General features: G+C 69.6%; 11 protein-coding genes. 7 read left to right on the forward strand and 4 right to left on the reverse strand.

Annotation, left to right across the window (positions count from 1 at the left end; translation table 11 throughout):
- Nucleotides 1-243: 243 nt before the first annotated feature.
- Nucleotides 244-1,710: a CehA/McbA family metallohydrolase gene (locus FD678_RS03660; protein ID WP_140719359.1), complete on the reverse strand. Its 1,467-nt coding sequence runs from the start codon at nucleotides 1,708-1,710 to the stop codon at nucleotides 244-246.
- An 11-nt stretch (nucleotides 1,711-1,721) separates the two neighbouring features.
- Nucleotides 1,722-4,220, reverse strand: coding sequence for a TonB-dependent receptor (locus tag FD678_RS03665; protein ID WP_140719361.1), 2,499 nt, complete (start codon nucleotides 4,218-4,220; stop codon nucleotides 1,722-1,724).
- A gap of 222 nt (nucleotides 4,221-4,442) precedes the next feature.
- On the opposite strand from FD678_RS03665, the gene trmB reads away from it, so the two are divergent.
- Nucleotides 4,443-5,201: a tRNA (guanosine(46)-N7)-methyltransferase TrmB gene (trmB, locus tag FD678_RS03670; RefSeq protein ID WP_140719363.1), complete on the forward strand. Its 759-nt coding sequence runs from the start codon at nucleotides 4,443-4,445 to the stop codon at nucleotides 5,199-5,201.
- A 65-nt stretch (nucleotides 5,202-5,266) separates the two neighbouring features.
- Entirely contained in the window at nucleotides 5,267-7,129 is a 1,863-nt protein-coding gene (locus FD678_RS03675) for an SLC13 family permease (protein ID WP_140719365.1), read from the forward strand.
- Between the two features lie 344 nt (nucleotides 7,130-7,473).
- Here FD678_RS03675 and FD678_RS03680 read toward each other — a convergent pair whose 3' ends face one another.
- Nucleotides 7,474-7,845 (reverse strand): Rieske (2Fe-2S) protein, encoded by a 372-nt coding sequence (locus FD678_RS03680; RefSeq protein ID WP_218569474.1) that lies wholly within the window; start codon nucleotides 7,843-7,845, stop codon nucleotides 7,474-7,476.
- Nucleotides 7,846-7,988: 143 nt separating this feature from the next.
- Between FD678_RS03680 and FD678_RS03685 the strand changes: the two genes are divergently transcribed.
- From FD678_RS03685 to FD678_RS03705, 5 genes are all read left to right on the forward strand, one after another.
- Nucleotides 7,989-8,270: a hypothetical protein gene (locus FD678_RS03685; protein ID WP_140719367.1), complete on the forward strand. Its 282-nt coding sequence runs from the start codon at nucleotides 7,989-7,991 to the stop codon at nucleotides 8,268-8,270.
- A gap of 112 nt (nucleotides 8,271-8,382) precedes the next feature.
- Nucleotides 8,383-9,096, forward strand: a complete 714-nt coding sequence (locus tag FD678_RS03690; RefSeq protein ID WP_140719369.1) for a fumarylacetoacetate hydrolase family protein — start codon at nucleotides 8,383-8,385, stop codon at nucleotides 9,094-9,096.
- 62 nt (nucleotides 9,097-9,158) lie between these two features.
- A complete protein-coding gene (gene mscL, locus FD678_RS03695) occupies nucleotides 9,159-9,572 on the forward strand; it encodes a large-conductance mechanosensitive channel protein MscL (RefSeq protein WP_140719371.1) in 414 nt (137 codons plus the stop codon).
- Nucleotides 9,573-9,745: 173 nt separating this feature from the next.
- Complete coding sequence (locus FD678_RS03700; RefSeq protein WP_140719373.1) at nucleotides 9,746-11,167, forward strand: M28 family peptidase; 1,422 nt, start codon at nucleotides 9,746-9,748, stop codon at nucleotides 11,165-11,167.
- An 82-nt stretch (nucleotides 11,168-11,249) separates the two neighbouring features.
- On the forward strand, nucleotides 11,250-12,266 hold the full coding sequence (locus FD678_RS03705) for a LacI family DNA-binding transcriptional regulator (protein ID WP_218569475.1): 1,017 nt from the start codon (nucleotides 11,250-11,252) through the stop codon (nucleotides 12,264-12,266).
- 112 nt (nucleotides 12,267-12,378) lie between these two features.
- Here FD678_RS03705 and FD678_RS03710 read toward each other — a convergent pair whose 3' ends face one another.
- Nucleotides 12,379-13,260 (reverse strand): TrmH family RNA methyltransferase, encoded by an 882-nt coding sequence (locus FD678_RS03710; protein ID WP_140719377.1) that lies wholly within the window; start codon nucleotides 13,258-13,260, stop codon nucleotides 12,379-12,381.
- Nucleotide 13,261: the final 1 nt, after the last annotated feature.

Below are 13,261 nucleotides of genomic sequence, written 5' to 3' on the forward strand. Positions count from 1 at the left end.
CCCTTGTGGAGGATGGGAACAAATGCCGACGCCGGCGTACGCCGGCGAATGGTCACATCTTTCCACCACCGGTCGGACCGCTCACGCTGCATTGCGGCAAGGCACACGCGGTGCCTTGCCCAAACAAATCGCGCGCCCTTGGCGCGCAATGCGGACATGATGTCACGAAGCCGGCATGGCGTGGCAGTGCGGCGTCCGCCGGGCCACGTCGCGGCGAGCGCCGGCACGACCCGATCGGGAAGATCAGTTGAGATAGACCGGGTTGCCGAGCAGCAGCAAGCGGTCATCCGGCGCGCGCACTTCGGCACGCAGCCAATGCCGGGCGCCATCGCTGGTCCAGGTCCAATCGCGCCGCTCGCGGGCCACGCCCAGCGGCGCCGTCCATGCGGGCAACGGCTTGCCATCGAGCTTCAGCACGAGCCGCGAGCCGGCCGGCGCGGCCACGTCCACGCCGATCCGGACCGGGGTACCGTTCGGCGCGGCCAACCCGCCGCCCATGTTCGCCTGCTGGTCGCCGGCCCGGGCGCTCAGGTCGAGCAGCCGGTCGCGACTGCCCTCGGCATCGACGAACACACGGCCGGCGCGGATGCCGTCGAGGATCTCGCGCTCGCTCAGCCCGGTGGCGTGCACCACGGTGGTCGGGACCCCGATCCGGCTGCGCCCGCGCACGCCGGCCCGCAGGGTGCCGTCGTGGTTGTCGCTGCCGCCGATCGCGGTCACGCGCTCGCCGGCCGCCAGCAGCGATTCCCAGTACGGGATGCCCGAGGTCGGGGTATCGGCGTCGAGCCCGTTGACCGCTTCCACGGCCGCCAGGCTGCCCGGCGGCAGCGGCACGGCCGGCGTCCAGCCGCAGCCCATGCAGGTTTCGTCGGAAGGATTGCCGGGATGGTTGGCCGACAACAGCAGGCCGCGGCGATGCGCCTCGCGGGCGATCGCCGCCCAGTCGGTGCCGTCGCCGGCGCGGAAGTCCAACGGCGCGCGCAGGCCGAACACGTTGCCATGGCCCTGGAACGTGGTGATCTCCATGCCCGGGATCAGCAGCAGGCGATCGAAGTACGGCTGCGCGGCCGCCAGTTCCTGCACGTGCGAAATCGTGTTGTGCTCGGTCACGGCGATGAAGTCCAGTCCGGCGTCGGCCGCCGCCTGCAGCGTCATGAACAATGGGCAGGGAACGCGCGCGCCGGATTGCGCGGCGCAGGTACCGTCGCTGTGGCCGCTGTGCATGTGCAGGTCGCCACGATACCAGCGCGCGGTGCCGTCCAGGCGTACCTGCCGCGACGCCGGCAAGGCGTCCGCCCGTTCGACCGGCGTGAACTCGATGCGGGCGCGATAAGGGGCGCGAGTGCCGGGGCGCAGGTGCGGCACGCCCAGCAGCAGGTGCCACTTGCCCGGCTCGATCGCCCCGGGCAGGTACGACGGCGTGGCGTCGCTGGCCGATACGGTGAAGCTGCGCTTGTTGCCGCCGCTCCAGCCGCGGAATCCGGCCGGACCCTGCAACCCCAGGTCGACCACCACGGCTCTGCCCTGGTCGTCGTAATCGAAGTCCACGCTGATCCGGGCAGTGCCCGCCGGGACGTCGAACGGCACCTGCACGTAATGCTGGCGATCGTGGTCGTCGAGCGTTCCCTCGACGACCACGGCCTGCTGCGCGGCGGCCCACAGCGGCCACAGCAACAGGCCCAGGCATGCGTACCACATCGTCTTGCGCATATCCCGCCCCATCAGAACTTGTACATCAACGCCAGGCGGTAGTTGCGCCCGAGCAGTGGCCGCGCGATGAAGGTGTTGGCGCCGCGGTCGGCGCTGGCCAGTTCGCCGGCGCGCGGATTGCCTTCGGTCAGGCCGAGCGAGTTGGTGAGGTTGTCGACGTAGCCGTACAGCGACAGGCGGTCGTTGACCTCGTAGCGCGCGCTGAAGTTGACCGCGTCGTAGGACGGCAGGCGCACCGAGTTGGCGGTGTCGACGTAGCGCTTGCCCTGGTATTCCCAGGCGGCCTGCAGGCGCAGCCGGCCCTGCATCAGGTTCACGCCCGGCACCAGGCGCACGCTGGTCTTGGGCACGCGGATCAACTGGTTGCCGTCGTAGTCGTTGAGCGTGCCGGTCTTGTCGAGGTAGGTCAGGCCGCGGTACTCCGGGTCCTGCAAGGTCACGGTCGCGCTGACGTCGAACCAGTCGACCGGCCGCAGCGCGGTCTCCAGTTCCAGGCCGAAGGTCCGGGTGCTGGCGAAGTGCGGTTCCTCCACCGTCGCGCCGTCGGCATTGAACACGTAGTTGCTGAAGGAGACGTTGTCGTACTTGGTCCAGAACAGCGTGGCGAACACGTCCAGTAGCGGCTGCGAGTACTTGTAGCCGATCTCGGCCAGGTCCATGGTCTGCACGTACGGCGTGGCGCCGGCGTTGGTGATGTAGTTGCCCAGGCTGGGCAGGCGGTTGCCGGAGGTGTAGCGCGCGAACAGGCCCTGGCTGCGGCTGAACTGCCAGTTGGCGCCCACCGTCCAGGCCACGCGGCTGAAGGTGTCGTCGTAGTCGGCGTAGGTGCCGTTGCCGGTGAGGATGTTGGAGGTCGCCGGCGTGCCGAGATTGACGGTCTTCTTCTGCTCGACCCAGCCGTGGGTGTTCATGCGTTCCCAGCGCAGGCCCGCGTCGATGCGCAGGGCATCGTCGATCTGCCATTCGTCGGCCAGGTACAGCGCGTGCGTGGTCTGCTTGCCCGCCGCATGCTCCCATTCGTAGCCGTAGCGGGTGATGCCGTTGTCGGTGAACTGCCTGAGCACGTTGCCGGCGGCATCCACCGCCACCAGGTCCAGCAGCCGCGCGTTGTCCTGCACGTCGAGCAGGGCGATGGAGGAGTAGCGGTCGAAGTCCTCCTCGATGTGGGCGTAGTAGTAGCCGAAGGTGACGTTGTGGCGCTGGCTGCCGGCCTCGAACACGCGCGAGAACTGCAGGTCGTTGGCCAGTTCCTTCACCGGCATGGTGATGCCGCGCAGGCCGCCGAGGATGACCAGGCCGTTGCCGTTCTGGTTGGCGACGTCGTAGACCTGCCCGGGCGAGGTCACGTAGCGCAGTTGCAGGGCGCTGGCGCCCGGCACCGAGGCCAGGTCGGCGGCGCGGCTGGCCAGGAAGCTGCTCGCGCTCTGCAGGGTATTGGGGTACACGCCGTTGCGCTGGGTCTCGGTGTCGCTGTAGCGCAGCCGGTCGTTGAGCTGCCAGCCGTCGCCCAGCTCGAACTGCGCCCCCGCGCTGAACTGGGTGCGCTTGACCTGCGTGCCGAGCGTGTTGTCGAAGTCGTAGTCGCCGCCGTCGCCGGTGACCATGCGCACGTGTGCGGTCTCCGGGCCGGCCACGGTGCCGTAGTGGCCGTCGAAGCCGGGCACCGCGCGGATCTCGCCGTCGCGATCGGTGCGCATCGGGATGCCGGTGTAGAACGCGACCTTGTCGTCCAGGCGCTTGACGTCGAAGCTGATGCGGCCGTTCTCCAGCTCGCGGGCCAGGTTGAGCCGCAGCTGGCCGCCCTGGTTGCCGGTGAAGCCGAGGTCGCGCACGCCGTCCTCGCTGCGGTAGAAGCCGCCCACGCCGAGCTTCCAGGCGCCATCGCCCACCGGCGTGCCGTACCAGAAGTCGGTGCGGTACAGGTCGTCGCGGCCGACGGTCAGCTTGACCAGGCCTTCCGCACTGTCGCCCACCTGGCGCGGGATGAAGTTGATCGCGCCGGCCGGCGCGTTGGAATAGAACACCGGCGCCGGGCCGCCGCGCACCACCTCGATGCGCTCGATGGTCTCGTCGAGCCGGAACGCCTGGTCGGCATTGAGGTAGCCCAGCGCGGGATCGTGTTGCACCGGCATGCCGTCCTCGAGCAACTGCACCGAGCCGAAGCCGTCCACCGGCACGCCGCGCGCCCGGATGTTGCCGCTGGCCTCGCCGCCGGAGGCCTCGACCCAGAAGCCCGGCACCGATTTCATCGCCTCGGTGACGCTGGTCGGCGCCTGCAGGCGCAGGTTTTCTTCCTCGATGTTGGTGACCGAGTAGCTGGTCTCGGCCTTGGTGCGCACGCCGGCGCCGGCGCGGCCGGTGACCACGATGCTATCCAGGTCCTGGACCTGGCTGCGGCCGGGCGCGGGCGCTTGCTGGGCCAGGACGGCGGTGGGGGCGAGCGCGGCAGCCAGGACCAGCCGCAGGGCGAGATGCAGCCGGTTACGGCCGCATGGGAGCGCAATGAGCATCGCAAGTACCTCGAAATGATGGAAACGGTTCGCCACCTCCCCTGGCAACGACAGCCGCGCATGCTGGCGCAGCAATGTTCCATTTCCGTGACTCCGGGCTCGCCCGGCCCGTGACTGCTCCCCGCGCGTGGCCGTAAGAGGCCATAATTCCGCCATGAAGACCTTCATTCCTACCGGGCCGCGCAGGGCCCCCGGCGGCCGTTCCGGCGGGGTTGCCGCCGCATGACCGATCCTTTCAACAGCGACGGCGCCAAGGTGCCGCCCAAGCCCTTCACCGTCACCGAAGGCCACCGCGCGGTCCGCAGCTTCGTGCTGCGCCAGGGGCGCTTCACCCCTGCCCAGCAGCGCGCGTTCGACGAGCGCTGGCCGCGCTTCGGCGTGGACTACACGGGCCAGCGGCGCGACCTGGACGCGCTGTTCGGCCGCGATGCGCCCAAGGTGCTCGAGATCGGCTTCGGCAACGGCGCCGCGTTGCGCTTCGCCGCGCAGCAGGACCCGTCGCGCGACTACATCGGCGTGGAAGTGCACGCGCCCGGCGTCGGCCGCCTGCTCAATGCGCTGGCCGAGGACGACGCCCGCCACGTGCGCCTGTACCACCACGACGCCGTCGAGGTGCTGCGCAACGAGATCGCCGATGGCGCGCTCGACGAAGTCCGCATCTACTTTCCCGATCCTTGGCACAAGAAGCGCCACAACAAGCGCCGCCTGATCCAGCCGGAGTTCGCCCGGCTGCTAGTGCGCAAGCTGCGCCCGGGCGGCCGCCTGCATGCCGCCACCGACTGGGAGCACTATGCCGAGCAGATGTGGGACGTGCTCGACGCGATCCCGGGGCTGGTCAATCGGGCCGGCCCGCGCGGCCATGTGCCGCGGCCGGAATGGCGCCCGCAGACGCACTTCGAGACGCGCGGGCAGAAGCTGGGCCATGGCGTGTGGGACCTGCTCTACGACCGGGATTCGGGATTCGAGATCCGGGATTCGTAACAGCCCTCTCCGCCGCGATCCGACGCCCTTACGAATCCCCAATCCCGAATCCCCAATCCCGCCCCATGGACACCGCGCTGACGCTGACCAACGACATGAAGCTCGTGCTCGGGCTGGTCGGCTTCACGATGGCGATGTTCCTGTTCGAGCGCATCCGCGCCGATGTGGTCGCGCTGATCGTGCTGGTGGTGCTCGGCGTGACCGGGTTGATCGCGCCGGAGGAAATCTTCGGCGGTTTCTCCGGCAACGCGGTGATGAGCATCATCGCCACCACGGTGCTCGGCGCGGGCCTGGAGCGCACCGGCGCGCTGAACCGGCTGGCGTCGTGGCTGCTGCGGCGCTCCCGCGGCAAGGAGAAGCGGCTGATGATGCTGACGCTTGGCATCTCCGGGCTCAACTCCTCGTTCATGCAGAACCCGTCGGTGATGGCGCTGTACCTGCCGGTGGCCTCGCGCCTGGCCGCGCGCACCGGGCTCACCCTGCAGCGGCTGCTGCTGCCGATCGCCGCGGCGATCGTGATGGGCGGCGCGCTGACCATGGTCGGCAACTCGCCGCTGATCCTGCTCAACGACCTGCTGGTCTCGGCCAACAACAACCTGCCCTCGGGCATGGCCACGATCGAGCCGCTGACCATGTTCGCGCCGCTGCCGGTCGGCGTCGCGCTGCTGGCCGCGGCGCTGCTGTACTTCCGCTTCTACGGCGACCGCAAGCTGATCGAAGAGGAGACGCTGGTCAACGAAGGCGTCACGCCCGCGCGCACCGAAAGCTATTTCGCCAAGACCTACGGGATCGAGGGCGACGTGTTCGAGCTGGTCGTCAGCGCCGAGAGTCCGCTGGTCGGCATGACCCTGGGCGAGGCCGAGGCGATGCACGACGCGCCGCTGCTGCTGGCGCTGAAGACCGGCGACGACACTCGCCTGTCGCCGCCGGCGGACATGCGCATCTGGGTCGGCAGCGTGCTCGGCGTGATGGGCGCGCGCCAGACCGTGGCCGACTTCGCGCAGAACCATTTCCTGCGCATGTCCTCGCGGCTGCGCAACCTGGGCGACCTGTTCAATCCGGCGCGCGCGGGCATCTCCGAGGCGGTGATCCCGCCGAATTCGCGCTTCATCGGCAAGAGCGCGGCCGACCTGCGGCTGCGCAAGCAGTTCGGCCTCAGCCTGCTGGCGATCAACCGCGACAAGCAGGTGATCCGCGAGGACGTGCGCAAGGTGCCGCTGCGCGCCGGCGACATGCTGGTGCTGCACAGCATCTGGCAGGACCTGGCGCAGGCGGCCGACAGCCGCGACTTCGTGCCGGTCACCGACTATCCCAAGGGCGAACAGCGCCCGCACAAGTTCAAGATCGCGATGGCGATCTTCCTGCTGACCATCCTGATCGCGCTGACCTCCAAGCTGCCGGTGGCGCTGACGCTGATGACCGGCGTGGCCTTCATGCTGGTCACCGGCGTGCTGCGCATGGACGAGGCCTATGCCTCGATCAACTGGAAGACGGTCTTCATGATGGCCGGGCTGATCCCGCTCGGCTGGGCGATGGACAGCAGCGGCACCGCCGCCTGGGTGGCCGGGCACACCATCGACCGCCTGCCCCAGGGCATCCCGATCTGGGTGATCGAACTGGCGCTCGCGCTGCTGACCACGGCGTTCTCGCTGGTGATCAGCCACGTCGGCGCCACCATCGTGATGGTGCCGATCGCGGTCAACCTGGCCCTGGCGGCCGGGGGCAATCCGACCGCCTTCGCCTTGATCGTGGCGCTGTCGGCCTCCAACAACCTGATGACCGCCTCCAACCCGGTGATCTCGATGGTCACCGGCCCCGCCAACTACCAGCCGCGCGAGCTATGGCGCGTGGGCGGCCCGCTGTCGCTGATCTACGTGCTGGTGATGGTGCCGGTGATCAATTTGCTGTTCTGGTGGACCGGCCGGTAGGCAGGCATTGTTGCTGTTGCTCGTGATTGTGCCCTGGATTGGGTGACGCCTCCTCGCGCGGCGGCGCGCCAGCCTCCATGGCCTACGGCGGAGACGGCGGGAAAAACACGAAGCCGAATGGCTGGTCATGGCTGATCAAGGTAACTCGCCGAAGGCGAAAGCTTTGGCTTTTTTATTGCCCAAGGCCCAAAGCCAAAAGCAAAGCAACGTCCCTGGACGATCAGCCGTTCGGCTGCTGAAAAACGCTGCCCACCTTCGCGGGGACGACGGTGGAAAGAAGGTGCAAGCACCCAGCCATCCGCATGGAAATGATCGTGGGAATCCACCCACCACGACCCCAGCCACTACCCTACCAACACCACGTCCTCTCCCTCGACCCGCAGCTCCACCGCCCGCAACGCATCGCCCCGGCAAGGCCCGGCGACGCAGGTCCCGCCCTCCAGCTCGAACGCTGCCCCGTGCGCGGCACAGACCAGCTGGCCTTCGCGGCTCTTGAGGAACTGGCCGGGTGCCCAGTCCAACCGCCGTCCCGCGTGCGGGCACACGTTGAGCCATCCCCGCACCACGCCGCCCTCGCGGTACAGGACCAGCGATTCGGCGGCGCCGTCGACCGGCGCCTCCACCTCGGCGAAACCGCCCTCGGGAATCTGGTCTCGGGCAAGCAAACGGATCGGGGGAGTCGCCATCGCCAACGGGATCGTGAAAAGGAGCGGCATTCTGGCATGCGTCCCCGGACGGACGCCCCGCCATACATGATCGGCCGGCAACACCGCCCGCACGATTAACGTTTTTTTGACGCAGCAACTTGCGACTGCAACGATACTCCCCGCCCAGTCCGTTTCGACAGACAACTGTCATCATGCGCGTACGTTTCCTTAACTTCAGCCACCTGCGCCAGTGGTTCGAACCCCGCAAGCCGCGCCATCCGCTGGTCCGGCTGGGCTTCGGCCTGCTCGGCCTGGCCATCCTGGCCCTGCTGGTGTTCGTGGGCGTGTTCGTGGGCGCGGCGATGATCCTGGGCGGCGTGGCGTGGAAGCTGTTCGGCAAGCCGGGCAAGCGCACCGCAGCCGCCAATGCGGGCACCATCGTCGAAGGCGAATACCGCGTCGTCAGCAAGCCGGTGCTGCCGCTCTCGCGCTGAAGCGCGGGTCCCTCGCAACGTCCGCGCACGTCCGTTGCGCGGACCCGGCGGGAAGCCGCCACCATGCCGTGCAGTTGCTAGACTCGCGCCTCCCCGCAACGAGGCTCCCTGCATGAGCGATGTGATCCCCGCCCCCCAGATTCCACGCATCCCTGTAGTGGGCGGCGGCACGTTCCCGGTGCGCCGCATCTATTGCGTCGGCCGCAACTTCGCCGACCACGCCCGCGAGATGGGCGCCAACGCGCCCGCCTCGAAGGCGGAGCGCGGCCAGCCGGTGTTCTTCATGAAGCCTGCCGATGCCATCGTGGTCGGCCACGGCGATCCGATTCCCTACCCGCCCGGCACCCGGGAGCTGCACCACGAGGTCGAGCTGGTGGTCGCGCTCGGCCAGGACGCGCCCGCCGGCGTGCTGCCGGTGGAACAGGCCGAGGCACTGGTCTACGGCTATGGCGTGGGCCTGGACCTGACCCGCCGCGACCTGCAGGCCGCCGCCAAGGCCAGGGGTCTGCCCTGGGACATCGCCAAGGGCTTCGACCACTCGGCGCCGGTCAGCGAGCTGGTGCACGCCGGCGAAGTGGGCGAGCTGGACGCGCTGAACCTGTCCCTGGAGGTCAACGGCACGGTGCGCCAGCAGTCGCTGCTCGACCAGATGATCTGGAGCGTGCCGGAGATCCTGCACGAACTGTCCAAGCTGTACGCACTCAAGGCCGGCGACCTGGTGTTCATGGGGACCCCGGCCGGCGTGGCCGCGCTCCAGCCCGGCGATCGTTTCAGCGCCCGCCTGGAAAATGTCGCCGAAAGGCACGGCGTCATCACCGCCGATTGACCTGAACAGGCTAGGATGCCGTCGCGGCGAGCCTGCCGCGACCGGCAATGAAGGAGAGGACCATGGGAATGATGAGCGAATTCAAGGAATTCGCGATGCGCGGCAACGTGATCGACCTGGCGGTGGGCGTGGTGATCGGCGCCGCGTTCGGCAAGATCGTCACGTCGCTGGTGGAAAAGGTCATCATGCCGCCGATCGGCCTGCTGATCGGCGGGATCGACTTCTCCAAGTTGTCCTGGACCTTGAAGGCGGCGAGCGTGGACGCCGCCGGCAAGGAAGTGCCCGCCGTGGTGATCGGCTACGGCGATTTCATCAACACGGTGATCCAGTTCCTGATCGTGGCGTTCGCGATCTTCATGGTGGTCAAGGCGATCAACAGGCTGAGCCGCAAGAAGGCCGAGGAACCCGCGACGCCGGCGCCGCCGAGCGAGGAAGTGGTGCTGCTGCGCGAGATCCGCGATTCGCTCCGCAAGTGATGCCCGGGAGGGATGACCTCCCGCACAGGAACGGCGAGGCCACGGGCTGCTAGGCTCGTGGCCTTCTTGTTGTGCGAGTCCCTCGCAACAGCCCGCACATCCATGTGCGGGGATTCAAAATGGTGCGGGGCCCTCGCGACAACCCTTTCCTTCTCCCCTTATCGGAGTCGCCCATGCGTTACCTAGCCGTCGCCATCGCCGCCCTCCTTGCCACTTCCAGCGTGCAGGCCGCGCCGGCCACGCGGATCCCGGACAAGGCGTTGGCCACGGCGGCGCAGTTGCGCGAGCAGGCGCTCGCCGACGACACCGGATGGAAGGTGGTCGAGTCGCTGACCACCGAGGTCGGCCCGCGCCTGGCCGGCAGCGAGGCCGATGCGCGGGCGGTGGCCTGGGCCAAGGCCAAATTCGAGCAGCTCGGCTTCGACAAGGTCTGGACCGAGCCGGTGACCTTTCCCAAGTGGGAGCGCCGCGGCGAGAAGGCCGAGGTGATCGGCCCGCACGCGCAGCCGCTCAAGGTCACCGCGCTCGGCGGCAGCCCCGGCGGCACGGTCGAGGGCGAGGTCGTGCGCTTCGCCGACCTGGCGGCGCTGAAGGCCGCGCCCGAGGGATCGTTGAAGGGCAAGATCGCCTTCGTCGACTACCAGATGGTCAAGGCGCGCGACGGCAAGGACTACGGCAACGGCGGCGCGATCCGCAGCCGTGCGCCGTCGGAAGCGATCCGCAAGGGTGCGGTCGGCTTCGTGATGCGCTCGGCCGGCACCGACTCGCACCGCGTGCCGCATACCGGCATCACCCGCTTCGACGACGGCCTGGCGCCGGTGCCGGCGGCGGCGCTGTCGGTGCCCGACGCCAACCAGCTCGCGCGCCTGGTCGAACGCGGCCCGACCCGCATCCGCCTGAGCCTGGACTGCGGCTGGGATGGCACCGCGACCTCGTACAACGTGATCGGCGAGATCACCGGGCGGGAGAAGCCCAAGGAGGTCGTGGTGATCGGCGGCCACCTGGATTCGTGGGACCTGGGCACCGGCGCGATCGACGATGGCGCCGGCGTCGGCATCACGATGGCCGCCGGCCACCTGATCGGCCAGCTCAAGCAGGCGCCCAAGCGCACCATCCGCGTGGTCGCCTTCGCCAACGAGGAGCAGGGCCTGTACGGCGGCAAGGCCTATGCCGAAGCGCACGGCAGGAATGCCGACGACCTGAAGCTGCACCAGATCGGCGCGGAGAGCGATTTCGGCGCGGGCCGCATCTACGCCTTCAACACCGGTTCGGCGGCGCCGGAAGGCTCGCGTGAGGCGACCCGGCAGATCGCCGAGGCGCTGGCGCCGCTCGGCATCGAGTACGCGCCCGACAAGGGCGGCCCCGGCCCGGACATCGGCCCGATCGCGGCCAAGGGCGGCGCCTGGGCCTGGCTGGCGCAGGACGGGACCGACTACTTCGACCTGCACCACACCGCCGACGATACGCTCGACAAGATCGATCCGAAGGCGCTGGCGCAGAACGTCGCGGCCTATGCGGTGTTCGCCTACCTGGCCGCCGAGGCCGATGGCGGCTTCGGCAGCGAGGCCAAGCCGACGGTGCCGCCGAGCGAGTAAGCTCGGCGCTGCCGCGCTGCGCGGCGCAACGTCCGACGACTCCGAGATGGCGGTACGACAGCGACGCCGCAAAGGTGGTGCAGTGACCCTGCTGGACGTGGCCCAACACGCCGGCGTCTCGCCGATGACGGCCTCGCGGGTGATCAACCGCCACCCGCAGGTCGGCGAGGAGATGCGCCAGCGCGTGGAGGCCTCGGTACGCGCGCTGGGCTATCGCCCCAACCTCGCCGGCCGTTCGCTGCGCACCGCGCAGCAGATCAGGATCGGGCTGCTCTACAGCAATCCCAGCGCGGCCTACCTCAACCAGCTCATGCTGGGCGTGCTGGAGCAGAGCAGCCTGGACGGGCACCAGGTGCTGGTGGAGAAGTGCGGCTCGCTGCGCAGCCAGCGCGCCGCCACCGAGCGCCTGCTCGCCGCCGGCGTCGACGGGGTGATCCTGCCGCCGCCGTTGTGCGACTCGCGCTCCACCATCGCCGCGCTGGGTGCGCGCGGCATGCCGGTGCTGGCGGTGGCCGGCGGCGCGCCGGTCGCCGAGGTCAGCGCGGTGCGCATCGACGACTACCAGGGCGCGCAGGCGATGACGCGCTACCTGCTGGAACTCGGGCATCGCCGCATCGGCTTCGTGCGTGGCGATCCGACGCATGCGCCGAGCGCGCTGCGCGCGGCCGGCTTCTTCGACGCGATGGCCGAGGCCAGATTGGAGGTGTCCCCGGAGGATGTCGCCGAAGGCCTGTTCACCTACCGCTCGGGCCTGGCGGCGGCACAGGCCTTGCTCGACCGCGCGCGGCGCCCTACCGCCCTGTTCTGCAGCAACGACGACATGGCCGCCGCCGCGCTGGCGGTGGCGCACGGCATGGGATTGCGCGTGCCGGAAGAGCTCTCGGTGGCCGGCTTCGACGATACGCCGGTGGCGACCACGGTCTGGCCGGAACTGACCACGATCCGCCAGCCGGTGACCGCGATGGGCCGCACCGCGGTGACCCAACTGGTCGAGGACATCCGCCGGCGCCGCCAGGGCGAGGCGGCCGAGCCGGTCCGGCACACGATGCGCTACAGCCTGGTGCGCCGCGGCTCGACCGCGCCGCCGGCCGTGCGCTGAGCCCAGGCGTCAGGCTTTTCCGCGGAAAAGACTTCGGTCGCAGCGGGCTTCGCCGGGGAAGCCCCGTCGCGACTGAAGTCGCTCCCACATGGGTGCCCGCGGCCGCAGATGCCTAGTTCCCGCCGAGGCGCGCGCGCCAGCTCGCCAGCAACACCGCGGTCGCGGCGGCGACGTTGAGGCTCTCGACCGCGCCGGTGCCGGGGATCGACACGCGCAGGTCGCAGGCATCGGCCAGGCGCCGGTCCATGCCCTCGCCCTCGCTTCCCATCACATAGACCAGGCGCTGGGGCAACGGCGTGGCGAACAGGTCCTGCCCGCCTCCCACCAACGTCGCGGCCAGCACGAAACCGGCATCGTGCAGCAGTTCGTCGGCCAGCGAAGTCTTCGGCAAGCGGACCAGCGGCACCGCCTCGGCACCGCCTTCGGCGATGCGCGCGGCCGCGCCGGACAGGGTCAGCGTGGATTCGGCCGGCAACAGGATGCCCGCCACGCCGAAGTGGGCGGCCGAGCGCAGGATCGCGCCGAAGTTGTGCGGATTGCCGATCCCGTCCAGCCAAAGCAGCAGTTGCGGACCGGGCCGCAGCGTCTCCAGCCATTCGGCCAGCGGCAACGGCTCGGTCCTGGCCACGTCGGCGACCACGCCTTCGTGGTGCTCGCTGCCGGCCAGCTTGCGCAGGTCCTCGTCGGCGACCACGCGGTAGCCGACGCGCTGCTTCACGCACCATGCCAGCAGCGGCTTGAGTTCGGGGATGCGCGCCTCGGCCAGGTACAGCTTGCGCAGCGCCTGCGGGCGCGCCTGGAACGCCGCGCGCACGGCGTTGAGGCCATACAGCCGCACCTCCTCGTGCCGGCGTCCGGCCGGCGCGGGCATGCGCTCGCCGGTTTCGGCCGGGGACTGCCGCGGCGCGCGCTCGTCGCTGCCGCCGCGCTTGCCGGGATGGCGAGGGGCCCCGCCGCCGGGGCGGCGCGGCCCGGTATTCCAGGGACTGCTCATG

It is taken from the genome of Pseudomonas sp. Hp2 (assembly GCF_006386585.1).
In the GTDB taxonomy this organism is placed as follows: Bacteria; Pseudomonadota; Gammaproteobacteria; order Xanthomonadales; family Xanthomonadaceae; genus Pseudomonas_S; species Pseudomonas_S boreopolis.

Bases quoted from the DNA above. Each gene is read 5' to 3' on its own strand.
- trmB (WP_140719363.1), top strand. From the start codon at position 4,443: ATGACCGATCCTTTCAACAGCGACGGCGCCAAGGTGCCGCCCAAGCCC.
- FD678_RS03710 (WP_140719377.1), bottom strand. From the start codon at position 13,260: ATGAGCAGTCCCTGGAATACCGGGCCGCGCCGCCCCGGCGGCGGGGCC.
- FD678_RS03680 (WP_218569474.1), bottom strand. From the start codon at position 7,845: ATGCCGCTCCTTTTCACGATCCCGTTGGCGATGGCGACTCCCCCGATC.
- FD678_RS03665 (WP_140719361.1), bottom strand. From the start codon at position 4,220: ATGCTCATTGCGCTCCCATGCGGCCGTAACCGGCTGCATCTCGCCCTG.
- FD678_RS03660 (WP_140719359.1), bottom strand. From the start codon at position 1,710: ATGCGCAAGACGATGTGGTACGCATGCCTGGGCCTGTTGCTGTGGCCG.
- FD678_RS03685 (WP_140719367.1), top strand. From the start codon at position 7,989: ATGCGCGTACGTTTCCTTAACTTCAGCCACCTGCGCCAGTGGTTCGAA.
- mscL (WP_140719371.1), top strand. From the start codon at position 9,159: ATGGGAATGATGAGCGAATTCAAGGAATTCGCGATGCGCGGCAACGTG.
- FD678_RS03675 (WP_140719365.1), top strand. From the start codon at position 5,267: ATGGACACCGCGCTGACGCTGACCAACGACATGAAGCTCGTGCTCGGG.
- FD678_RS03690 (WP_140719369.1), top strand. From the start codon at position 8,383: ATGAGCGATGTGATCCCCGCCCCCCAGATTCCACGCATCCCTGTAGTG.
- FD678_RS03700 (WP_140719373.1), top strand. From the start codon at position 9,746: ATGCGTTACCTAGCCGTCGCCATCGCCGCCCTCCTTGCCACTTCCAGC.